Consider the following 24,312-nt stretch of genomic DNA (forward strand, 5'->3'; position numbering starts at 1 on the left):
TCGCTCTCTTCGATGGTAGGGTTTTCACCTACATCCAATGAACAGTTCCAGTTATACTTTATGTTCATAACTGGGGTGGCTCTACCTCTGTAGTCTCTACAGTCTCGCACCATCAACAAATCGCACTGTATTCTAGAATAAACATCTTGCGTAATCGACCTACTACGTAAACATTCTACGCGATCTTGTCAATCACTGCGCCCTAAAGGACGCTGCCCCTACATCCAACGCTTAAAAGACGTTGGCTTTGGCTTTAATTTCTGTAAGACTCTGACTAAAGGATCGATCTTACACAATAATTAAAATCAGCTATAGTTGCGTATGAATAGTGAATGAATAAATTTTGATGTTTCCTACAATACGCTGTTATTTACTGTTATTGATTGGCTTTGTAATTGCTGGGTTGCTAGGAGCTTTCGGAAATAACTCTCTGAGCATTTTGGTTACGTTAATCTACGACATTATTGTTATGACTTTAACTGTCTGGGATGGAATTAGAGTTAATAACAATAAAGTTACAATTCAAAGACAGCCTTTAGCTAGACTGTCAGTAGGAAGAGATAACAGCGTTACTTTGGAAGTAAAATCTCAAAACTCAGCAATTATCCAAGTTAAAGACGAATATCCACTTTTGTTTGATGTTTCCAGCGATCTTTTAGAAGCTGAAATCTCGGCAAATAGCAGCAGTGAATTAAGTTATACTGTTCACCCCACAAGTCGTGGAGAATACCAATGGGGAAATATCGCAATTCGACAATTAGGAAACTGGGGTTTAGCTTGGCGCAGTTGGAAAGTAGAAGCGAAACAAAAGGTATCGGTATATCCTGACTTGATTGGTTTAAGATCGCTTTCTATTCGTCTTACTTTAGGTAGTACTGGGGCGATGCGTCAAGCAAGGAAATTAGGTAATGGTACAGAATTTGCCGAATTAAAACAATACAGTCAAGGAGATGATGTTCGGCTAATTGATTGGAAAGCTACAGCCCGTCGTAATCGTCCTTTGCTGAGAGCTTTAGAACCAGAACAAGAACAGACTTTGTTTATTTTACTCGATCGCGGACGTTTAATGACAGCCCAGGTACAAGGGTTAAAAAGATTTGATTGGGGATTGAATATTACTTTATCTTTAGCTTTAGCTGCTTTGAATCGAGGGGATAAAGTAGGTGTTGCAGTATTCGATCGCGATATTACCACCTGGATACCACCAGAGAGAGGACAATTTCATTTATCAAAGTTAATTGAGAATCTGACACCCATACAGCCTGTATTACTAGAATCGGATTATCTGGGTTCAATTACCAAGGTGATAACTCAGCAAACTCGTCGTGCTTTAGTGGTCGTGATTACTGACCTTATAGATATTACTGCATCTACAGAATTATTATCTGCAATGGCTAGATTAACCCCCCGCTATCTTCCTTTTTGTGTCACTCTCCGCGATTCCTTAGTTGATACTATTGCCCATAATATGACTCATAATCTTCGGGATACTTATAAACGAGCAGTGGCGTTAGATTTATTGTCTCAAAGAGAAGTTGCTTTGCTCGGATTAAAACAAAAAGGAGTACTGGTTTTAGATGCACCCTGTAATCAAATTAGCGATCGCTTAATAGAACGTTATTTACAACTTAAAGCCAAAAACTTATTATAAACTCAAGTTATGCCAACTCACCCTACAAGCGATCGCTACTATACCGAAAATTCTCTTACCTAACTAGCTAACAGCTTTAAGCTCTGAGCTTCTAATATAAGCTCCAGGTTCAACTCCTCCACCTCTTTAAGTGGAATAAGGGTACGCGTGCGTGCGATTCAAGCTTATAGCAAGAAAGCTAATGGCAAGCGAGCTAATTTTAACTATTGGCTTTTAGCATTTGCGAAGCTAACAGTCTATTTAACCAGCCTTTGAGATACTTGCGATTAGCTGCTTTTTCTTCAGGATTATTAGTATCTAAAGGATGAGGTGCTAAACCTTTGACTGCTGCGGTGGTAACGCAAAACATCGATTTTTGAAAGCTTTGACAAATTTTAACTCGTAAATCGCCTTCTCCTCTAATACCTTGATGATAAATATCCATCAGATAATCAGGAATAAAATGTCTCATATCCTGCATCAACAGAGTAGGAGGAATACCTGCACCACCTATGGGTAAAGGATCGGCGTACAATGCACCGTAGTTAAACATTCCCTGATCGTAAGGAATTTGATATGCCTGAGCATTATAAGAAACCGTACCAGTAAAGGGAGTGCCTCTAAAGAAGATTGCTTCTATATAAGGTACACCAGTATCCATTAAGAAAGTAATACCTGCACTTTTAGGAATAATGTCATACTGTTTTTTGCCTACTGTTACAGTATAGGTAATAGGACGAGCAGCATCTTTTACTAAACCATCAAGGATATGCTGTACCACATCAGGAATTGACTTAATTTTCCCTCGATCATAGAGATCGCTAAGTTCAATAAAAATATCACTCATCACGCGCCAAAACTGTCCTAAACCGCTATAGTAAGACATTTGACGCATATGTTCTGGTAAGTAGCCTTTAAAAGCTTTGTGCAAACCCAGCATCAAAGGATTGTATTTAAATTTAGCTTGGATAACTGATTCTGCTACAGCAGCAAATTCAGGAGAGTCTACATAAGCATCTAAACCGCCTCCTCCATGCCAAAACATCGATTTCATGCAATACTCGGCATATTCATAATTAATGCGATCTTGCCAAAGATTTTGCCACAAGGTACGGGGATTGATTTCCCCATTGAAGTACTTAAAGAAGGGAAATAGCTTTAAAAACTGCGTATTGGCAATATAGCAAAGGTTGACAGAGTAAGCATCTAATACTACTCCATAACTTTTGAGAACTCCTACTACTTCAATCAGATTTTGCTCACTATCATTGAGTAAGGCTTGTCCTGTTTCCAGTTTGGTAATATATTCTTCTATTAATTGAGCTTTACTAGCTTTGGTTGTTGCAGTAACCATAATGGATGTTATTAGTTGGTTGTTCGTTGTTCGTTGTGGAACGCTTCCAGTTAATCGATATATGGAAGTAATCGATCGATCCGTTTGCTCGTTGCTCGTGGTTCGTTGTTTTTACTACTTATTAGTTACCGAAAAAACTGATTACTTACTCATTTATTGCTTGAAAAAACGGCTTTTCAGTACTTTTTACGCCAAACTATCAATTTGAACTCAAAAAAATTTCTATATTTAAAAGGTTTTACAAACTAATAGAATTACTTAAGAATAAAAATAGCCTGAATCACTATCTGGCAAGCCTTTCAAGCAAAAATTAGTATCCTAGGAACGGAAGAGCCGAAAAAACTTACTACTTAAAAAATTTCCTCATTCCTCATTCCTCATTCCTCACTCCTCACTCCTCATTCCTCATTCTTCATTCCTCATTCCTCACTCCTTATTCCTCATTCCTCATTCCTCATTCCTCATTCCTTAAATTACCCCCCTGTCAATAAAGCAGTTGCTTGTACTTCACTCCACTGAATCACCCAAGCTGGTTGGATACCAAAGGTGATAATCAAAAACAGTAAGGCGAATGCGGGAGTGTGTTCGATCCATTTCACGGGAGGTAGGCTTGATAAACCATCAGTTAAGCGTCCAAAGAATACTTTATTAACTACTAATAAGAAATAAACCGCAGTCAAACCAGTTCCCACTAAGCATAAAAGAGTAGGTATGGGATAAATCGGAAATGCACCTCTAAATATCAAAAATTCAGAGATAAAGCCCACCATTCCAGGTAAGCCAGAACTCGCCATAACTCCTAAAATCATTAATCCCCCAGTAACAGGTAAACCTTTTTCGGGATTGAGTAAACCTCTTAAAGAGTCCACATCCCTTGTACCAGTTTTCTTGTATACCACCCCGACTAGCAAGAAGAGTAGTGCCGAGATTAAACCGTGACTTACCATCTGGAATACGCAAGCAGTAACACTTAAGCGGGTTGTGGCTGATGCACCCAAAAGAATGTAAGCCATGTGTGCAATGGAAGAATAGGCTACCACCTTCTTCATATCCTTTTGAGCGATCGCACAAGAAGCTCCATATAAAGCACTAATTCCTGCTAAGAGTGCCATCCAAGGCGCAATTTCTACCCAAGCACGTAAATATAAGCCTAAACCAAAGCGTAATAAAGCATAAGTCCCTAACTTTAATAATACTCCTGCGAGCAAGACCGATATAGGTGTGGAAGCTTCCACGTGAGCATCAGGAAGCCATGTATGGAAGGGAAAGATGGGGATTTTAATAAATACTCCCACTACCAAAGGAGCAAGTAATAAGAGTTGACTTCCAATGGGTAAAGTTTGCGATCGCAGTGCTTCATAGGCGAAACTATCCGCTCCTGTTAACCACACTAAACCGAGGAAAGATGCTAAAACCAAAATTCCCGATACTGCGGTATAAAGCAGGAATTTCATGGCAGCATAACCTCTTCTTTCACCTCCCCAAATAGCAATTAAGAAATAAAGAGGTACAATTTCCAGTTCATAAAAAAGAAAGAATAATAATAAATCTTTGGCTAAAAATGCTCCTGCTGCTCCTGAACTTAATAACAGCAACATTGCATAATAAAACCGAGGTCTAGAAATAGATCTATCCGTAATAATAATGGCAATTAAAGTTAATAGACTATTGAGACAAACCAAAGGAAAAGATAAGCCATCTATACCTATGCTGTAGTCTAAACCCAGCCATTCGATCCAAGGGAGATATTCGGAAAACTGAAACCCACTAATTTCAGTATTAAAATGCAATCCGAGATAGCAGTTAATTACTAAAGTAGCGATCGCTGAAAAAAGAGCTATGATACGACTCGATTTACCTTCTTTGTCAGGTAAAAACCCCACTAAAGCTGAGCCAATTAAGGGAATTAAAATTAATGCACTGAGCATAGATAGTTAGTTGTTAGTTGTTAGTTGTTGATGGTTAATTATTGATGATTAGTGGTTAATTGTTAATTATTGATTGCTTGTTGTTGCCTACTTCTTCTTTGTCTCATCCACACTTTCTTGACTCAACTAGATAGTAGTTTTTGGTGTTAATAAATCAGGGTATGATTCTGATTTTTTCAGTTTTTCTATAAATAAAAAAACAATTAGCCATTAGCGATTAACAAAGAACCGTACTAAGTATTTGGGCATAATTATTTACACACTCAGAATTCTCTCTTGCCTGTTGCCTGTTGCCTGTTGCCTGTTGCCTGTTGCCTATCTCCAGTGTGTAATCTATTTTGCACGAGTACTTATTATTTATTTCATACCTGTGTTTCATCAACGCCCAGTTTACTAACTTATCAAAGATGACCAATAGTTAGTAACGATAGACCATTGACCGTTAAGTGCAGACCACAGTAAGAAACTGACTCCCAATAAAATTGTCAAAATATAAAACTGGGATTGTCCCGATACATTATATTTGAGGGCATTACCACTAAATAAAGTCGCCAAACTAACTAGATTAACTGCACCATCAACTATGTAGCGGTCGATCCAAGAAGTGATCTTCGAGAGGGATGATACCGCAGCTACTATGGTTACTTCGTACAGGCGATCGATATAGAAATCGTAAGCAAATAAATCTTGGAAAAATCTGACAGTTACTTTACGCGATCTTGCCCAAGCCTGTCTGACTTTGATTGCTGAACCAATAATACAGCCTAATACTCCTGAAGCTATTAACAATGGTGTTGCTAACTGAATCACATTATCTTCTAAAGCTAACGGCGTATTGGGACTGAGCCATAAAGACCATTGCAAAGGTGCTAAAGGCGCAAGTAAAGTTACTACGGCTAAAGATATCATCGGCACTGCCATTTGCCAGGGTACTTCTGGCGCACGACGGGTTTTTGCTTGAGGTTCACCTAAGAAGATAATTCTAAATAAACGAGTTAAGTTAATTGCCGATAACACATTAGCAAACATCACAATTGCTAACAACCACCAATCAACATCCCAAGAGCCACTAAACCAACGCTTGAAAGTCCAAAACATTCCTAAAGGAGTGATGCATAATAAGCCAGCACTTCCGACTACAAAAGAAATCGCTGTAGCAGGCATTCTCGACCATAAACCACCCATTTCAGTTACGTTTTGGTTACTGGTAGTGAGAATTACCGATCCTGCACTCATAAACAACAGAGCTTTAGCGATCGCATGAGTAAATAATAGTAAAAAAGCAATATCTACCTGTCCCAAACCCACTGCAATAAATACCAGCCCCAAATAAGCACTCGTCGAATGGGATAAAGCCCGTTTGATATCAATCTGTGCGATCGCCATCAAGGAAGTACCAATAACTGTTACCGTCCCTAGAATAATTAAGGCATCAGAGGATACGGGAGAAAGAGTAAACACTGGTTGCAACTTAATCAACACATAAGCACCAGCAGAAACTACAATCGAATTTCTTAAAATCCCCGCGGGGTTAGGGCCTTCCATTGCTTCATCGAGCCACAAATTAAGGGGAAACTGAGCGCATTTCCCTGTAGGCCCTGCAATTAATGATAAACCCACTAAAGCTGCCCCTAAAGAGTCCAAAGGATGACTGTTTGACCATGTTGTGAGATCGGAAAAATCCAAATCTGCACCATAAGCAGACATGGTGACTATTCCCATTAAAAGTAAGATATCTCCTACCCTTTTCGTCAGAAAAGCATCTCTAGCTGCTGTAACTACCAGGGGTTGAGCATACCAAAAGCCCACCAGCAGATAGGTAGATAAAGTTAGTAACTCCAGCAAGCCATAAGAAAGCAATAAAGAATCACTTAAAGCAATTCCCCCTAAAGCAGCTTCAAAAAAGCCCATCAGACCAAAGAAGCGAGCTACAGACCAATCTTTTTCCATATAGCCTAAAGCATAAAGCTGTGTCAGTAAACTGATACCAGTTACTAACTCTAAAGCTCCCAAGCTAACAGGAGACAATTCTATCGCTAAGGTCAATTTTAAATCTGCCACTTGCAACCAGTCAAACACCAGTTTTTGAGTTTGTTGTGTCCAAATGGAATTAAAGACAATCGATCCATGAACAAAAGCAACCAGGGTCATCAAAATATTGATATATGCTGCTGGCTTAGGTCCAGTGCGACGTATTAATCCCAAAGACCAAGGCAAGGTTAATATTGCCCCTAAAAATCCATAAACAGGTATAAGCCATACAGTATTAAGCAGGAACTCAGCCATTAACAAGCCCTATAAATTTACAACATTAAAATTGATGCTTGTAGTGAGCTTTCAGTTGATTGAAAAAACACTACCTAAAGTTTATTTATATTTTCTTAAATCTTAATCATACCAGGTATTAAGAATCCTAATTATTTCATCCACATCAAAAAAAAATTATCTTAGATTAGTCAGAAACTATTAATCACTGGTAAATATTCAACAATGAGGATAGCTCAAACTAAGCATCATAATTTACGATGACTAACACATCACTTTGATTGATAATTATTCTCACAGTCCAATACATTAAGTTATTGTTATTTTATGTTTTGATGCTCTGACTCAATTTAAATTGAGATTAAAGTATTTAAGATCACTAACATCGGCTGTCAAAAGAATTTACTGTAAACATTTGTGATGATTTGTAAGTTACCTATCCCTGATTAAGACTTAGTATTAAAAAACTATAAAAAATAGCCAAAACCATGCAATCTTGGCGTTCTAGAACTTTTTTAATCTTGCCCAATCACTAAGTATTAATTCTCATTAACTATCAAATAAAAAAATATAATCAGAATTTATATTGTCAAAGGGTACAAGGTTATCTATCCTTAATTATGGGAAGGTAATGTAGCCACTCCCGTGAGTTGTCAACCTAACTTCTAGATTTGACAGCTTATTGTCATTAGACAAAATTATTGATTGTGGCTTGAACAAAAAGGAATAAAAAAGGAATAGAAAGTTATGTCTATTGCAGTAGGAATGGTAGAAACCCTAGGATTTCCCGCAGTGGTAGAAGCTGCTGATGCGATGGTTAAAGCAGCCAGGGTAACCCTAGTGGGCTATGAAAAAATCGGTACAGGTCGCGTAACAGTAATCGTTCGTGGTGACGTATCTGAGGTACAAGCTTCTGTCTCTGCTGGTGTAGAAGCTGCTAACAGAGTAAATGGTGGTGAAGTTCTTTCGACTCACATTATTGCTCGTCCCCATGAAAACCTGGAATATGTTTTGCCCATCCGCTACACCGAAGAAGTAGAACAATTCCGAACGTATTAACGTCTCTTAAAAAAAAACTCAGCAAAACAATAACGTAATATTTCAAGAAGGAGTAGAATTTATGTCGATCGCAGTAGGAATGTTAGAAACATTAGGTTTTCCCGCAGTTGTAGAAGCTGCTGATGCTATGGTTAAAGCAGCCAGAGTAACCTTAGTGGGTTACGAAAAAATTGGCACAGGTCGCGTGACGGTAATTGTTCGTGGTGATGTCTCAGAAGTACAGGCTTCTGTTTCTGCTGGAATTGATAACGTAGGTCGTGTCAATGGTGGTCGAGTACTTTCTCATCACATTATTGCTCGTCCCCACGAAAACCTCGAATATGTTCTTCCAATCCGTTACACCGAAGCAGTAGAACAGTTTCGTGAAAGCATTAATCCTCAACCTCTAAGAAGACCGTAGTTGTCAAAGTATTAGATGCAAATTGCCAAAGTTCGTGGCACAGTGGTTAGTACCCACAAAACTCCCAGCATGACAGGAGTAAAACTGTTATTGGTTCAATTTATTGATGAAGAAGGACAGTTATTACCCAACTACGAAGTTGCAGCAGACATCGTAGGTTCGGGTGTTGGTGAGTGGGTGCTAGTAAGCAGGGGAAGTGCTGCTCGTATCGAAACTCGGTATGAAGATCGACCCTTAGATGCCACTATTGTCGGAATTATTGATACGGTTTCCGTGGATAACCGTTCTCTTTATAGTAAGAGGGAAACGGAACGTTTTACATAAACTATACAGTAAGACTAAGGCTTGATAACGGCAAAACAGCGAACTCGTTTTGAGTAGCTGAAACCCTTAGTTAATTTTAGGAGAGATTGAAATCATGCCAGTCCGCACTAACGCGGCTCCCCCTACTCCTTGGTCTAGAGATTTCGCAGAACCTCAAGTGGATAGTAGTGCCTATGTTCATTCGTTTTCCAGACTTATTGGAGATGTTCGTGTAGGCTCTCATGTGTTTGTTGCTCCTGGTAGCTCCATCAGAGCAGATGAGGGAACACCATTCTACATAGGGGACAGTACCAATATCCAAGACGGTGTAGTAATTCATGGCTTGGAAAAGGGGAGAGTAAAAGGAGAAGACGGTAAAGACTATTCGGTTTGGATCGGCAAAAATACTTGTATTACCCACATGGCACTGATTCATGGTCCTGCTTATGTGGGTGATGAATGTTTTATTGGTTTTCGTTCTACGGTATTTAATGCCAAAGTGGGCGATGGCTGTATTGTCATGATGCACGCTTTGATTCAGGATGTAGAAATTCCACCAGGTAAGTACATACCTTCAGGAGCAGTGATTACCAATCAGCAACAAGCAGATCGTTTACCAGATGTTCAAGAAAGCGATCGATCTTTTGCCCATCACGTAGTAGAGGTGAACGAAGCCCTGTTAGCTGGATATCAGTGTGCGGAAGACTCAGCTTGTATTAGTCCCATCCTAAATGGTGTTAATCATTCTCCGTCAAATTCTTTAGAGACAACTACAGATAATAACTATATAAATTCAGTAGGAAACATGAGTACAAGTAACGATATTAGAGGGCAGTTACGCTCTTTATTGGCACAAGGATGCACTCTCACAATTGAACACGCTAACAAGCGTCGTTTCAAAACTAAATCTTGGCAAACTGGTGGTACGATTACTGGTCGTCGCGAAGATCAAGTAATAGCTCAGTTAGATAGTGTTCTTCAACAACACGCAGGAGAATATGTCAAACTTGTAGGAGTTGACCCCCAAGCAAAACGCCGTTTAGCAGAAGTTATTGTCCAACGCCCAGGGGATGATGCTCCTAACTTACGGATGAGCAACCACAGTAGCAACGGCAACGGTAATGGTAATGGTAATGGTTTCTCCAGTAATGGCAACAGTACAAGTAAGCTTAGTGGTGATATATCCGCGCAAATTAGCTCTTTAGTTAATCAAGGTTGTCGCATAGGTATCGAAAGAGCCAGTAAACGCCGTTTTAAAACCAAATCTTGGTTAACAGAGGGACAAGTTGATGGCAGTGTTCAGCAGGTAATGAGCAAAGTGCAGTCTGTGGCATCTCAGTATCCTCAAGACTATATTCAACTCATTGGTGTTGACCCCAACGTCAAAAGAAGAATAGCCGAAATCATCGTACAAAGACCAGGAGAAGGATTAGCAGCTAGCTCCAGCAGTAGTTCTGGTTATAGTAATAGTGGTAGCTATAGCAGCAGCAATAGTCACAGTGGGAGCAGTAGCTTAAGCCCAGAAGCAATACAGCAAGTATCTTCTTTACTATCTGCTGGCTATAAAATCGGTACAGAACACGCCAACAAACGCCGTTTCAAAACTAAATCTTGGCAAACTTGTTCCCCTATTGAAAGCACCCGCCAATCTGATGTCATTGCATCATTAGAAGCTTGCTTACAAGAACACTCAGGGGAATATGTCCGCATGATTGGAATTGACTCTGCTGCGAAACGTCGAGTTTCCGAAACTATTATTCAACGTCCTGGTAATGGCAATAGTGCAGTAGCTACAACTACTACCAAAACTACTAGCTACAGCAATGGTAATAGTAATGGTAATGGTGGCAGCTACAGTAATGGGAATGGTAATGGTCGCACTCACGGCTATAGCAACGAATTTAGCAATAAACATCTGACTGATGAAGCAATGCAAGAAGTTCGTTCTTTATTATCTGCTGGCTATAAAATCGGTACAGAACACGCCAACAAACGCCGTTTTAAAACCAAATCTTGGCAGAGTTGTTCTCCCATTGAAAGTCGCCATGAACTAGATGTAGTTGCAGCCCTAGAAGCTTGCTTGGTAGAACACGCAGGAGAATATGTCAGATTAATCGGAATCGATCCTGGTGCAAAACGCCGAGTTTCCGAAACTATTATTCAACGTCCATAACAGCAATCTAAAACAGTAATTAGTAGTAATCAGTTTTAAGACTGCTGACCACTAATTACTGAATTAATTTCTAAATGTGCTTTTCTGAACCAAGAAAATCTCTGGTTGCAGTCACATTACTGGTTACTTAATAATGCACGCCCTTAAATGAATCAAGCTTTTACAAGGTTGCACTGCTGATTACTGAATTACTAATTACTGATTACTCTCTAAATGTATTTACCCCCTCTGCAACCTGTAGCTAATTCAGATATTCGTATTTGTGGTGATGTTGAAATCCATCCTACTGCATCAATCGCTCCAGGGGTAATTTTACAAGCTGCGCCTGACAGTCGAATTATTATTGATGTTGATGCTTGTATTGGGATGGGAGTTATTATCAGTGCTTATGGTGGCGTAGTCACAATTGCCAGTGGTGCTACTTTAGGTTCTGGAGTATTAATAGTTGGTAATAGCCAAGTAGGAAATAATGCTTGTGTGGGAACAGCCTCCACAATTTTTAATGCTTCTGTGGACTCAATGGCGGTAATTAGTCCAGGTTCAATCATCGGTGATATTTCTCGTCAAACGACTACTAACCAATTTTCCCCTCAGACTGAAAATAAGACCGCAGCCTCCAATGGTGCAAAGGCAAACACTTCAAGCTCCCATCAGACAGAAGAGATAGCCGAAAAATTCATAGCATCTGAAAAAATACCAGAAACCACAACCAATAACCATAATAGTCAGGGAAAAATATTAGAAAAAGAGCGAATCAGTTCCACAGATACGAATTCAAAAGCTAAAAAACAAGTATTAGATAACGAGCAAGTTGTTGAAGACCCTAGCGATCCTTGGTCAGAAAAAAATTTACAAGCTACTGATGTAAAAGAGTTAGTAGATTTAGCAGTTGAAGAAATCGAAAAAAGTGACAAAGTTGATGAAATCAAGGCAATTGGTAAAGTGTATATCAATGAGCTATTAGTAACCTTATTTCCCCATAAAAAACATTTTAATAATAATTCTACTTCTCAGTAGCCTTAATAAGTTTCTTATCATTTCTTAATAAAATAAATCAAGTCTAATTTTTGAGACTAAACAAACTCTACATAAACCAAATAAGCATTAAAATCTGAATTGCAAGCTATTTATTGTCAAAAATCAGCTTGTAATACCATTATGCAAGCTCTGAGCTTAATTACTTGCCGAATATTTTTACGAGCAAATATTTATCGAGTTCAGCCTTTTTGCAATTTGTATCTAGGTATATATTCCTGGTTAGCTAAAGATAATTTACAGGAACAAAAAATTATGAATGAAATATGTTTCCAAGACTACCATAATAAGTCAAAGCTTAAATATTAGTTTCCCTAATACCTAAGTCTAATAATTCCAATTTAATTTCCCTAGAAATATTGACAAAAGTTAATTTAAACCATAAATATTATGTTAAGATTAGAACTTGAAAAAGAATTAGTCATACTAAAGATTAGCGACCTACGTTTTTCGCTAGGTAAATTAATCTATAAAAGATTTTTCTTCCCAGTAGAACAGAGTCGTGACTATATTTAGACTCTAAAAAAAAACTAAACATTTTGTTTATGGAGGAATTGAGCTAACATGGCACAAACCAAATCATCCGCAGGGTTTGACGCAGGTGTAAAGGACTATCGTCTTACCTATTACACTCCTGACTACACTCCCAAAGATACCGACTTACTAGCTTGTTTTCGTATGACTCCTCAACCTGGAGTCCCCGCAGAAGAAGCTGGTGCTGCGGTTGCAGCCGAATCATCTACTGGTACTTGGACTACAGTATGGACTGACAACCTCACCGACTTAGATCGCTATAAAGGTCGTTGCTATGAAGTAGAGCCTGTACCTGGTGAAGACAATCAGTATTTCTGTTTTGTAGCTTATCCTTTAGACCTGTTTGAAGAAGGTTCTGTAACTAACGTTTTAACTTCTTTAGTTGGTAACGTATTTGGATTCAAAGCTTTACGTGCCTTACGTTTAGAAGATATTCGTTTCCCCGTTGCTTTAATTAAAACTTTCCCTGGACCTCCCCACGGTATCACTGTAGAGCGTGACAAGCTTAACAAATATGGTCGTCCTTTACTAGGTTGTACCATTAAGCCTAAGCTAGGTTTATCTGCGAAAAATTACGGTCGTGCAGTATACGAATGTCTTCGCGGTGGTCTAGACTTCACTAAAGACGACGAAAACATCAACTCTCAGCCCTTCATGCGCTGGCGCGATCGCTTCTTATTTGTACAGGAAGCTATTGAAAAATCCCAAGCAGAAACCAACGAAGTTAAAGGTCACTACCTCAACGTTACTGCTGGTACTTGTGAAGAAATGCTCAAGCGTGCTGAATTCGCTAAAGAGATTGGTACTCCCATCATCATGCACGACTTCTTAACTGGTGGTTTCACTGCTAACACCACTTTATCTAAGTACTGTCGTGATAATGGTTTATTACTTCACATTCACCGTGCAATGCACGCGGTAATCGACCGTCAAAGAAATCACGGTATTCACTTCCGCGTCTTGGCTAAGTGTTTACGTCTTTCTGGTGGTGACCACTTACACTCTGGTACTGTTGTTGGTAAATTAGAGGGTGAGCGTGGAATCACTATGGGCTTTGTTGACTTAATGCGCGAAGACTATGTAGAGGAAGATCGTTCTCGCGGTATTTTCTTCACTCAAGACTACGCTTCTATGGGTGGAGTATTCCCTGTTGCTTCTGGTGGTATCCACGTATGGCATATGCCCGCACTGGTTGAAATCTTTGGTGACGACTCTTGCTTACAATTTGGTGGTGGTACTCTCGGACACCCTTGGGGTAACGCTCCTGGTGCGACAGCTAACCGCGTTGCTCTTGAAGCTTGTGTTCAAGCTCGTAACGAAGGTCGCAATTTGGCTCGTGAAGGTAACGATGTTATCCGTGAAGCTTGCCGTTGGTCTCCTGAATTGGCTGCTGCTTGTGAACTCTGGAAAGAAATCACCTTCGAGTTTGAAGCAATGGACACTCTCTAAATATAGTGAACAGTTATCAGTGAACAGTGAACAGTACGATCGAACAGCAAGAATTGAAAAAGAAAAGAACTTTTGTTTTTAATTAATTCAGCAGCTAGATATCTGAACAACAAAGCCACTGATAACTGGTAACTAATAACTAAATAAGATGCAGCCAAAAGACATTGCGAAAAATACAGCTAAGGTCGTACAAGACTATTTAACTTATCAAGCGGTAAAGCTCATTATCGATCAACTGACAGAAACCAATCCAGCAGAAGCTATCTGGCTCAGACAGTATTCATCTGGAGGAAAACTTCAGAATGGTGAAAACTATATCGACGAGCTAATGTCCGAACTTCGAGGGAAACAATTAGTCATGCGAATTTTAGCCGTTCGCGACGATCTGGCAAAGCAAGTTTTAGAGTACTTACCAGAGATGGTTGGTACTTCAATCAAGCAAGCTAACTTAGAACATCGTCGTCGTCTTTTGGAGCGTCTTACTCAATCTTCTTCTGAAGCAAATAACCTCGATACAGAGTTAGATGCTAATGAACCTTCTGACGAAAACAAGTAAAGGATAAACCCATGAAAACATTACCTAAAGAGCGTCGTTACGAAACCCTTTCTTATTTACCCCCTTTAACTGACCAACAAATCATCAAACAAATCGAATATATGTTGGATCAAGGTTTCATTCCTGGCATAGAGTTTGAAAAAGACCCTACTCCTGAATTGCACCACTGGACTTTGTGGAAGCTTCCTTTATTCAGTTGTCGCTCTGCTCAAGAAGTATTGGCAGAAGTTCGCGAATGTCGTTCTGAATATTCTGATTCTTACATTCGTGTAGTTGGTTTCGATAACATCAGACAATGCCAAACTGTTAGCTTTATCGTTTACAAGCCTGGTTCTAACCGTTACTAAGGTTTAGTTAAAGCTAATTACTGGGGTTTTATGCCCTTTTTTAGTCCCCCTTTTAAAAAATTGAAAGGGGGATTTTTGGTTGTAAAACTTTTTAGCTATTAGGACAAAACAAGAAATATCAATACTTGAACTATTAATTTGGATTATTTGAGAAAATTCTTATTTTCTCGTTAGTATTCAAAGCTATCTCAATACGTTTTATTCCCTAATTATCGTAAAGCCAGGAAAATGTATTATGGTTAATGATTTTGTGTATGTACAATTTTGAATTTGACGACAATAATGAGTAATCAAATACAAGGAAGAATGCTAATTTCCCACAACTTTAATTTATCTGAAGGTGAACTTCCCCTATTGAATCGGGATGAATTTGCTCAAATTTTCATTAATGGTTTGCAAGCTAAAGATCATATTCGCTGCAATATGATTGAAAATGCTCATTGGATAGTAGAGATTATCTTTTCTATTGCTGATTTTTCTGCCGAAGAGATTGGTAAAATTTGCGATCAAATCTTATTAGATAAAAGACAGGCACAAAAACCTGATAATCAGATAATGCCTGACATTTTATTTCTTGGGGGTAAAAAGATAACTCCTGCCATAAGTGCTTCAGCAAATTCTCTACAACCTGGAGAATGGGGCGTTGATGTAGTTGAAACTCGATCTGCATCAATTTTTATCTCTGGTTTACGATGGGAGGAAATGATTGCTCAAAAACCAGCAGATAGCATTTTTAAAATTGAATATTTAGGCGATAAAAATTAAATTTATATTTATTCCAAGGCAATTATCAATTAATTAACAACCAGCAACCAACCATATTATCCCGCTCGATATTATCCCCATTCGAGGACAAGTCCCACGAAGATGGGACGGGACTAGCAACTAACTATTAACTATCAGTTACTAAATTTTTCCTGATTATTTTGCCACACTTGTCTGACAAAGCTATTCAAAGAAAAAGACATTTGTTGCTTATCAAAAGATACTTCTCTTGAAGCTAATTCCGTTAATAAAACAATTGCTTCTGTATCGTAACTAGCTCGGAAAAGAGTTAAAGGTAATAATAAATCAGAAGCAGAGCGTAAATCAATAATTTCTTGGTCTGCATTAATATCAAAATCAGAACTATTTTCCTCTAAAGTAATAGCAATAGTTAGCGGTCTTACCCAACATAGCTGACGTTTAACTATTACTTGAATTACTTCTCCGTAAAGAGTTTTTGCGCCAGACTCTAAACAAACAATTTGACCAGACTTAAATATGTCTTCTAGGGAGTTATTTTGCACTCTTATCTTCTTTTAATAATAGGTAAAGTAGAGCGAGCATTACTCACCCTACCTAAATTAAATTATCAGAAATTATCCAATTAAATAAAACTAAGAAATATAGTCAAGCTCTTTTAATTTATTGATTATTTTAGCAACACTTTCATCTAATTCTTCAAGATCGGTGCGACATTCTACTTCAGGGTTTAAAGGAGGTTCATAAGGATCACTGATACCTGTAAACTGTTTAATTTCTCCTGCTCTAACCTTCTTATATAAACCTTTGACATCTCTTCTTTCACACTCTTCGATAGGTGCATTAGCAAAGACTTCAATAAAATTATCGATTTTTGTTCTCATCTCATCTCTAATCTCGCGATAAGGAGAAATAACAGGTACTAAAACAATAACCCCATTGCGGGCTAATAGTTTAGCTACAAATCCAATACGACGAATATTAGTATCACGATCTTCTTTGGAAAAACCTAATCCTTTGGTCAGATTTTCTCTGATTTCGTCACCGTCTAAAATTTCATAAGTGTAACCTTGGGAGGTTAATTCTTTTGCTAAGGCGTTGGCAATAGTTGACTTACCTGCGCCACTAAATCCTGTAAACCAAACTGCTACTCCGCGTTGTCCCATACTTTTTTACTTAATTAGCTTTATTTTATACAGTTCTGCATTCTAGTTGCCTTAATACTTAACTAAATTAAGTTAAAGATTAAAACTTTATCAATTAGACTATACATTGTTTTGAACTAGATTTTAAAAAGTTTGTTTAAAGATAAAATGTAGTTAATCCTCAGAACCATAAAATTTTAGAAAAATTGTATATTTACTTGCTTGCTGATACTTATGAATATTCCCATAATTTTTCATCTGACAATTCCCATTAACAATCTTACTTTAGCTAAAGAGTTTTATGGTGATGGTTTAGGTTGTCAAGTTGGTCGCGAAAATCGTCATGCGATTATTTTTAACTTTTATGGTCATCAAGTAGTTGCACACATGACTAAAGAAGAGTTACAACCCCAAAAAGGAGTTTATCCCAGACATTTTGGCTTAGTGTTTCCTGATAAAATTGCTTGGGATGCTATAGTTTTTCAGGCAGAAAAACAAAAATTAAAATTTTATCAACAACCTAAATTACGTTTTGCCAATCAAATAATAGAGCATTGGACATTTTTTTTGGAAGATCCTTTTTATAACTTGTTAGAGTTTAAATACTATGCTCATTCAGTAGCTATTTTTGATAAAATTGAGGTTAATACTATTGGCGATCGCTAATATTGAAGCTACAATCAGTAGAGTCATATAATTGAATGTAAATATTGTAAATATGTAAAAGAATGTTAAAATTTTTAACTATTCTGATTTCTGTACAGACGTAATTTTTAATCGCCCCAAAGAAGTGTACCAAAACAGATCTCTGCTAACTCGGTGACTCGGCGAGCTTAAGAGTAAACTTTAATTAGCTCTACATACTTAGTGACTTTGAACCTACTATCAACAATAGAATCTATAATCATAGATATTCTTTCTGAATTCTGATAAAAAAAGCATGACCCAAACTATTACTGCACAAGATGTTTTTCGCTCAGCATACGAAAATCGTTACACTTGGGACAAAAACTTCCCTGGTTACAAAGCTACCGTAACAATGAAAAGTGGCGATGAACAACACACTGCTCAAGTAACTGTTAAATCCGATCTATCCTTTGAAGTATCAGATATTGAAGATAAAGAAGCCAAAAAATCTATTCAGGGACAACTCTGGGAAATGACTATCCACAGAGTAAAACATAGTTTTGAAGAAACTCACGGTAAAAATACTTTTTCTTTTGGCGACAAAGACGAAACAGGCGCAGTAGAAATTTTAGTGGGAGGAGCTTCTGCGGGTAACAGCTACAAAGTCAAAGATGACACAGTATCTTTTGTAAATCGTCGCATTAGAGACAAAGTAGTTAACATCAATACCCTAAAAACTTTAATGACTGAAAGTGGTTATTTATCAGAGAAGTACGAATCTTTTTACCTCAATCCTGAAACAAAAGAGCGAGCAACGGGTGTTACCACCTTTGAAGATAAGTTTGAAAAAATTGGGAATTATTATCTGTTAGTTAACCGTGAGATCCAAACTACGGATAATGATGGACAACCACAAACTATTGAATTTAATTTCTCCGATCTTCAATTATTTGAATAGATACTATTAGTTAAATTTAAGCTTTGAATGTAAAGGGGAATTAGAACAAATTCTAATTCCCTTTTTTTGTATCATTAATTTTAGTCTGGAGAAACACATACCAAATCGCTTTATTTGGTTGCTTGCTGAAAACATTACTCTATAGAAAAGGTGTGTCATAAGAAAAGGGACGATTACTAAAGTAGTGAATCAATAATCTACTTTTTAACTTAAGTTTGAGAAGATGCTAAATATTAGAGAATGTCTTCAAAGTAAAAAGTTTCTGTTTATTTCAAAAAATAACCACTATGTTAACTAATTTTTATGGAGTAATTCCAATTCTAATAGTAACTAAAATTATTTTTTAGATAATCTCTTAAATGCAAATTTTGATTATATATATAGTTGTAGGTAGTTTAATATATCTACAAATTTTATTGATACTTTACTCATAGTTTCAGGCTAACTTATCATGACATACAATAGCCTATTCGGTTTTTTGGCTTTAATTACGTATATTACTACCTTAATTCCTTCCAATTTAGTTAAGGTTTTTCCAGATACAAAAAAATGGCAAATAAATAGATTTCTTTTGAAGTACAGGCGTTTTTTAGGATTAACAGCCTTTTCTTTATCAACTAATCATGCGTTAATTTCTATTGCAAAATATAATATTAATCCATTAAGTTTAGAAACATATAGAAATTACTATACTGGTACTTTAGCTTTTATTATTTTTTCTATCTTAGCGTTTACTTCTAATAATTGGAGTATTCGGAAACTAAAAAGAAAATGGAAAGTATTACATCGATTTACTTATGTAGCTATGTTTTTACTGTTCTGGCATATTTTAACTTTAATGGAATATAGCTGGACTTTTTTGACTCCCATCGCACTATATTTAATGAATATAATTTCATTCATCTTTTTGATTCGCGTAGTTATTGAAAGCGTAGAACTAAGAGCCAAAAAGAGAAATATTGAAGATAAAAAGCCTAAAATATTAGCAGAAAAATCAAATCAAGCAAAATATGACTTGTGAATAAATTTAAGTATTAGACCCTTGTAAAAATCAATAAAAAAATCAGTAACTCACCACTAGCTAATTGAACCAACCAGAGTTTATTGGACTTACCAAAGGAGTCCATTATAAATACCTATCTTCATATAAAGCCAATAACTTTGTTAGTGTCGAGAATAAATTTTTTGCGACCATGTTTGAACAGGTTCAGAAAATAAAGCATGATAACTTTGCAATTCTCGATCTGTCATTCCTTCTTGCTTTGCTTCTTTAAAAAGTGTTAAAAGTGACTTTACTGCTCCTTTTGCTTCTCTAGAAGATTGAGGATTTTTAGCGAGTAATGACTCTAATTGAGTTCGTAGATTTGCTATAGATTTTGATGTTACTGCGGGTGTTTGATTGGCTACGGAAGGAGCTAGGGAATATATATCATCAGAAGAGTTATCAATAGGAAGTTGGCTTTGAGGAGCAACGTAGGTATGAGTCTTGGCATCGTAGGCTAAAACTTCTCCCGTTTCTATTTTATAGATCCAAGCATAAATTTTGAGTTTGCCTTGATGCAACTTGGCTTTAACGACGGGATATGTTTTCAGATTATCTATTTGAATTAGAACATTTTCTGCTACTAAAGTTTCAATAAATTCTTCATCTGTTAAGTCTGGATAGTTTTCTTGAACTAAGCGTCGAGTAGCCTCTGCGTGCTTTAGCCAGTCATAAACTAAAGGCATATCTTTTTGTAGTTTATTGAGTTTTAGCAACCCTTTCATTGCACCACAGTGGGAATGTCCGCATACAATTACTTGTTCAATACCCAGAGCATCAATAGCATATTCGAGCGTGCCACCTTCTCCTCCATTAGCTGCACCGTAAGGAGGAATAATATTCCCTGCATTGCGAATTATAAATAACTCCCCGATATCAGTATTAGTGATTAAATTAGGGGCTACTCTAGAATCGGAACAGGCGATAAAAAGAACTCTTGGTTTTTGTCCATGAGACAGTTGTTCTAGTAACTCTTGATGACCACGAACATAGTTCTGACGAAACTCATTTAAACCGCGAATTAACTTTTTCACTTTAATTCTCCCAATTCCACAATATGTTCCTTATTATCTAAGATTGGGCATTAGTTTTGCAACTTAAAAAAACTCCTGATGTGAAATAAAAAAGGTAGGTCGCAGCCTACCATAATGTCATTTAATTTCCCGAACAATCAGTAGTTAGATTTCTGCTAAAACTTCTTGCGCTGCTGCTAAGGTAGCGTCAATATCTTCATCGGTATGAGCCAGAGAAGTAAAACCAGCTTCAAATTGAGAAGGTGCAAGATAAATACCTCTTTCTAACATTCCACGATGGAAACGACCGAATTTTTTGAGGTCAGAAGTTTTGGCATCATCATAGTTATGAACAGAAGTGTTGGTAAAGAACATTCCGAACATGGCACTAAGTTGACCACCTACTACATCATGTCCTGCATCTTTTGCTACTTGGAGCATCCCTGTTGCTAATTTTTTAGTAATACGATCTAATTGTTCGTAAGTACCAGGTTTGTTGAGTAGTTCAAGGGTTTTAATTCCTGCGGTCATCGCCAAAGGGTTACCAGAAAGAGTTCCTGCTTGATACATAGCTCCTGCTGGTGCAACCATAGACATGATATCGGCTCTTCCGCCATAAGCCCCCACAGGTAAGCCGCCACCGATAACTTTACCTAAAGTGGTTAGGTCAGGAGTAACGCCAAATTTGGCTTGTGCGCCACCGTACGAGATACGGAAACCAGTCATTACTTCATCAAATACGAGTAATGCACCATATTGTTTAGTTATTTCGCGTAAACCTTCTAAAAAACCAGCATCAGGAGTTATAAATCCAGAATTGCCGACTACAGGCTCTAAAATAACCCCTGCAATAGAATCGGGATTGTTAGCAAAGAGAGTTTTAACTGCTTCTAAGTCGTTGTAGGGTGCAGTAAGAGTACTGTTAGTAGTGGACTTGGGTACACCAGGAGAGTCAGGTAAGCCAAGAGTTGCTACTCCTGAGCCAGCTTTAACCAAGAACATATCTGCGTGTCCGTGGTAACAGCCTTCAAATTTAACAATTTTCTCTCTATCAGTAAATGCCCGCATTAAGCGCAATACAGACATACAGGCTTCCGTACCAGAGTTGACAAAGCGTACCATTTCTACACTGGGTACAGCTTCGATTACCATTTCTGCAAGGATATTTTCTAGCAAGCAGGGCGCACCAAAGCTAGTGCCTTTTTGTAATGCTTGTTGTAAAGCAGCCAGTACTTCAGGATGGGCGTGTCCACAAATTGCTGGACCCCAAGTACCAATGTAGTCAATATACTTATTACCATCCACATCCCAAGCGTAAGCACCTTGAACGCGGTCAAATACTATGGGCTGTCCACCAACAGATTTGAAGGCACGAACAGGAGAGCTTACTCCCCCTGGCATTAGCTTTTGGGCTGCGGAAAAAATTTCTTCAGATTTAGCCGTGTTAAAGGATGTTGTAGTAACCAATACTTGCTCCTTAAATATATAAATATATGGTGTCTCTATCTTTTGACGGGAGGAAATGAGGGAATGCTTCCCGATACGTGACTGTCAAGAAGCAGTCTTACAACAGTCCTCTGCGTAGGGAAACCCTCTTGCAAGGCTGTTGCGCTATTCCATTTATCCTCAGCCTCACGGGGACTCCCGTGCTGACCAAAATAGGAAATTTATCCTTTGATAAATTTATTAGTTCAGAGAGACTTCGCCTCAAACAGACAAAACTTTTTCTGACTTCGTGAGTATTTATTATCCTATGTCTAGTTGGTTTTAGGGTACTTATATATGAAGAATCCTGAATTGTTGTAACTTAGAACATAACCTTGGCACTCATCCGACAATTAATCTAAAATTCCAGTTAAGTTGCAGCTAATTCTTTATTTTCAGGATCTTCAGTAGCCGTATCTGGCTGATTTTTTTGCCACTTACGCCACTTTTTAGTTAATGCAGGAGCATAAAAGATAACTGCAATGCCCATGACGACTAAGATTGAGCCTAACCAAGTAGTTGCTGTTACCCAAGCAGGTTCGCGTTTTACTTGGAGAGTAGACTGTTTTAAATCCCCAGGATTCCAAGAAGCTTGAGCAATTTTCCAGCCTTTATACCAAGTAGGATGATTCATCCAGACTTTACGCTGTTGGCTTTGATTAGTAATGGCATCATCAATGCGAATTTTACTTGTCCACATTGCCACAGATTCCGAACCTTCATTGCGATCTACAATAAAGTCTTCTAGTTTGACACCAAAGGGGATTTCTAGCAGCTTTGGACTAAATGCAGCATAAATTTCACGATCGCCATCTTCAATTGCTGTGGGTTCAGCCCAAGGTATCCAGGTTTCTTTTCCTGTTTTGGTTTTAACCAGTAGTGCGGGCGCACTTTCTAAACCAGGTTCGTTACTGATAACAATGTTGCGTTTTAATTGAGCATTGGGGATGTATTCTTGGAGAGTAATCTGAAAATCTGCCCAACCAGGGGTTACAGCTTCACCTATTGTGTATGTACCAGATTTAAAGCCTTGAGAAGATTTTGCAGCGTAATAAAGCTGGTTATCTTCAGCAACGATGACTTTAAAGAAATCAGTTACTTGGGGTGGTTGTATTTGATAAGCAACTTGTAAATTATCAATTGTTGTTCCTGATATTGTTGCATGAATGGGAGCGATCGCAGTATTGCCAAAGACAAACCATCTTTCTACAGTTTCATCATTAGCTAACTCCAATAGTACCCCAGGATTATTTAATCGATCTGATGCACTAATGGGGCGATTGTTTTCATCGAGACGGAAATCGGGGAAAAATTTGATGATTTTGACTTGTAAGTCTTTGATTTTAATGACTTTATCTAATTGTTGTTGAACATCAATTAATTCATCGCGATCGCCATAATTAACGGTTATTTCTCCCCATAAGGGTTGTTTGGCTTCGGTAGGAGAATTTAAAAGCTGTTTTAATTCGCGATCGCTGTTAACTTTGATAATGTCTAATTCCGCAGGACCGATCGCTAAAGTATCATATCCTTTGGGAGCAACTGCTAAGGAACGTTCTACAGCTTGTCCCATGCGATCGCTATATAAGCTTAAAGTAACCGCAGGATTAGCAATTTTACCTCCTTCCACAAAATTAACTGTTCTCACAGTATCTTCGCTATAGGCTTTTAATTCCAATCCACCCACATATTGGGGATTAATCGTACCATCATCTTTAATAAAGATATTAGCTTGCTCGATATTGCCGTCAGGGGTCATTACCTCTAAGGTATCTCCCTCAATGCGAACCTGATTATTAGCATCGCTATCAGTCCTCACGAGTAGCATTCCCTCTACCCCTAAATGAATTACCGCAGCCGAACCTGCAATAATCACAACTAAACCGATATGAGTAATAGCAAAGCCAATTTTTCGCGCACCTCGCCAAGGATAGCGAGATAATGCAGACATTCCCAAGTTAAGAGCCAACAAGAACATTAATGCTCCAAACCAAGGACTTTTATAAATTTCTTGCTGTACTGTGGTTGTACCTACTTCTGATTCATAAAACGTAGCCCAAATCAAAACACCAATGATGGCACTAAGCAGAGGTATGGCTAATTTGATTGAGCTTAAAAAGCGAATAATACGGTCAAACATGAAATTTTCTTGTTTGTGAAAAGATGACTAAAAGTGTTTGGTATAGCTGAGTTATAAAACATTTTAGTATTAAATGTAACAAAGCTTTGGTGTCCGATCCAGAATAGGACAGTGATAATTTAAAA

General features: G+C 37.8%; 21 protein-coding genes. 13 read left to right on the forward strand and 8 right to left on the reverse strand.

What is annotated here, in order from left to right:
- Positions 1-346: 346 nt before the first annotated feature.
- Positions 347-1,651, forward strand: coding sequence for a DUF58 domain-containing protein (locus H1P_RS01510; RefSeq protein WP_144863444.1), 1,305 nt, complete (start codon positions 347-349; stop codon positions 1,649-1,651).
- A gap of 199 nt (positions 1,652-1,850) precedes the next feature.
- On the opposite strand, the gene H1P_RS01515 is transcribed toward H1P_RS01510, so the two are convergent.
- From H1P_RS01515 to H1P_RS01525, 3 genes are all read right to left on the reverse strand, one after another.
- Entirely contained in the window at positions 1,851-2,984 is a 1,134-nt protein-coding gene (locus H1P_RS01515) for a CO2 hydration protein (RefSeq protein WP_144863446.1), read from the reverse strand.
- Positions 2,985-3,457: 473 nt separating this feature from the next.
- Positions 3,458-4,912, reverse strand: a complete 1,455-nt coding sequence (locus tag H1P_RS01520; protein WP_144863448.1) for an NADH-quinone oxidoreductase subunit M — start codon at positions 4,910-4,912, stop codon at positions 3,458-3,460.
- Positions 4,913-5,305: 393 nt separating this feature from the next.
- Positions 5,306-7,198 carry an NAD(P)H-quinone oxidoreductase subunit F gene (locus H1P_RS01525; protein ID WP_144863450.1) on the reverse strand — a complete coding sequence of 631 codons (1,893 nt, stop codon included), beginning with the start codon at positions 7,196-7,198 and terminating at the stop codon, positions 5,306-5,308.
- Between the two features lie 726 nt (positions 7,199-7,924).
- On the opposite strand from H1P_RS01525, the gene H1P_RS01530 reads away from it, so the two are divergent.
- The 9 genes from H1P_RS01530 to H1P_RS01570 all read left to right on the forward strand — a co-directional run bounded on the left by H1P_RS01530 (position 7,925) and on the right by H1P_RS01570 (position 15,798).
- Positions 7,925-8,236 (forward strand): carbon dioxide-concentrating mechanism protein CcmK, encoded by a 312-nt coding sequence (locus H1P_RS01530; RefSeq protein ID WP_144863452.1) that lies wholly within the window; start codon positions 7,925-7,927, stop codon positions 8,234-8,236.
- 61 nt (positions 8,237-8,297) lie between these two features.
- A complete protein-coding gene (locus tag H1P_RS01535; protein WP_144863454.1) occupies positions 8,298-8,636 on the forward strand; it encodes a carbon dioxide-concentrating mechanism protein CcmK in 339 nt (112 codons plus the stop codon).
- Positions 8,637-8,651: 15 nt separating this feature from the next.
- A complete protein-coding gene (ccmL, locus tag H1P_RS01540) occupies positions 8,652-8,960 on the forward strand; it encodes a beta-carboxysome shell vertex protein CcmL (protein WP_144863455.1) in 309 nt (102 codons plus the stop codon).
- Between the two features lie 94 nt (positions 8,961-9,054).
- Positions 9,055-11,112, forward strand: a complete 2,058-nt coding sequence (gene ccmM / locus H1P_RS01545) for a beta-carboxysome scaffolding protein CcmM (protein ID WP_144863456.1) — start codon at positions 9,055-9,057, stop codon at positions 11,110-11,112.
- A 213-nt stretch (positions 11,113-11,325) separates the two neighbouring features.
- Entirely contained in the window at positions 11,326-12,129 is an 804-nt protein-coding gene (gene ccmN, locus H1P_RS01550) for a beta-carboxysome scaffolding protein CcmN (protein ID WP_144863457.1), read from the forward strand.
- 582 nt (positions 12,130-12,711) lie between these two features.
- Positions 12,712-14,130: a form I ribulose bisphosphate carboxylase large subunit gene (locus tag H1P_RS01555; protein WP_144863459.1), complete on the forward strand. Its 1,419-nt coding sequence runs from the start codon at positions 12,712-12,714 to the stop codon at positions 14,128-14,130.
- 148 nt (positions 14,131-14,278) lie between these two features.
- Entirely contained in the window at positions 14,279-14,686 is a 408-nt protein-coding gene (gene rcbX / locus H1P_RS01560; RefSeq protein WP_144863461.1) for a RuBisCO chaperone RbcX, read from the forward strand.
- A gap of 11 nt (positions 14,687-14,697) precedes the next feature.
- Positions 14,698-15,033: a ribulose bisphosphate carboxylase small subunit gene (locus H1P_RS01565; RefSeq protein WP_144863463.1), complete on the forward strand. Its 336-nt coding sequence runs from the start codon at positions 14,698-14,700 to the stop codon at positions 15,031-15,033.
- A 282-nt stretch (positions 15,034-15,315) separates the two neighbouring features.
- Complete coding sequence (locus H1P_RS01570; protein WP_246141424.1) at positions 15,316-15,798, forward strand: DUF2656 domain-containing protein; 483 nt, start codon at positions 15,316-15,318, stop codon at positions 15,796-15,798.
- A gap of 134 nt (positions 15,799-15,932) precedes the next feature.
- Here H1P_RS01570 and H1P_RS01575 read toward each other — a convergent pair whose 3' ends face one another.
- Entirely contained in the window at positions 15,933-16,322 is a 390-nt protein-coding gene (locus H1P_RS01575) for a hypothetical protein (protein WP_144863465.1), read from the reverse strand.
- Between the two features lie 90 nt (positions 16,323-16,412).
- Positions 16,413-16,943 carry an adenylyl-sulfate kinase gene (cysC, locus tag H1P_RS01580; protein ID WP_144863467.1) on the reverse strand — a complete coding sequence of 177 codons (531 nt, stop codon included), beginning with the start codon at positions 16,941-16,943 and terminating at the stop codon, positions 16,413-16,415.
- Positions 16,944-17,156: 213 nt separating this feature from the next.
- On the opposite strand from cysC, the gene H1P_RS01585 reads away from it, so the two are divergent.
- From H1P_RS01585 to H1P_RS01595, 3 genes are all read left to right on the forward strand, one after another.
- On the forward strand, positions 17,157-17,588 hold the full coding sequence (locus H1P_RS01585; protein ID WP_144863469.1) for a VOC family protein: 432 nt from the start codon (positions 17,157-17,159) through the stop codon (positions 17,586-17,588).
- 274 nt (positions 17,589-17,862) lie between these two features.
- Positions 17,863-18,507 carry a DUF3386 domain-containing protein gene (locus H1P_RS01590; RefSeq protein WP_144863471.1) on the forward strand — a complete coding sequence of 215 codons (645 nt, stop codon included), beginning with the start codon at positions 17,863-17,865 and terminating at the stop codon, positions 18,505-18,507.
- Between the two features lie 451 nt (positions 18,508-18,958).
- Positions 18,959-19,528, forward strand: a complete 570-nt coding sequence (locus H1P_RS01595) for a ferric reductase-like transmembrane domain-containing protein (RefSeq protein ID WP_144863473.1) — start codon at positions 18,959-18,961, stop codon at positions 19,526-19,528.
- Positions 19,529-19,671: 143 nt separating this feature from the next.
- Here H1P_RS01595 and H1P_RS01600 read toward each other — a convergent pair whose 3' ends face one another.
- The 3 genes from H1P_RS01600 to H1P_RS01610 form a co-directional block, all read right to left on the reverse strand.
- Positions 19,672-20,583, reverse strand: a complete 912-nt coding sequence (locus H1P_RS01600) for a carbonic anhydrase (protein WP_144863475.1) — start codon at positions 20,581-20,583, stop codon at positions 19,672-19,674.
- A gap of 144 nt (positions 20,584-20,727) precedes the next feature.
- Positions 20,728-22,029 (reverse strand): glutamate-1-semialdehyde 2,1-aminomutase, encoded by a 1,302-nt coding sequence (gene hemL / locus H1P_RS01605; protein ID WP_144863477.1) that lies wholly within the window; start codon positions 22,027-22,029, stop codon positions 20,728-20,730.
- Positions 22,030-22,417: 388 nt separating this feature from the next.
- Entirely contained in the window at positions 22,418-24,187 is a 1,770-nt protein-coding gene (locus H1P_RS01610; protein WP_144863479.1) for a cytochrome c biogenesis ResB family protein, read from the reverse strand.
- Between the last annotated feature and the right edge of the window lie 125 nt (positions 24,188-24,312).

Origin of the sequence: Hyella patelloides LEGE 07179, from assembly GCF_900659865.1 — a bacterium.
In the GTDB taxonomy this organism is placed as follows: Bacteria; Cyanobacteriota; Cyanobacteriia; order Cyanobacteriales; family Xenococcaceae; genus Hyella; species Hyella patelloides.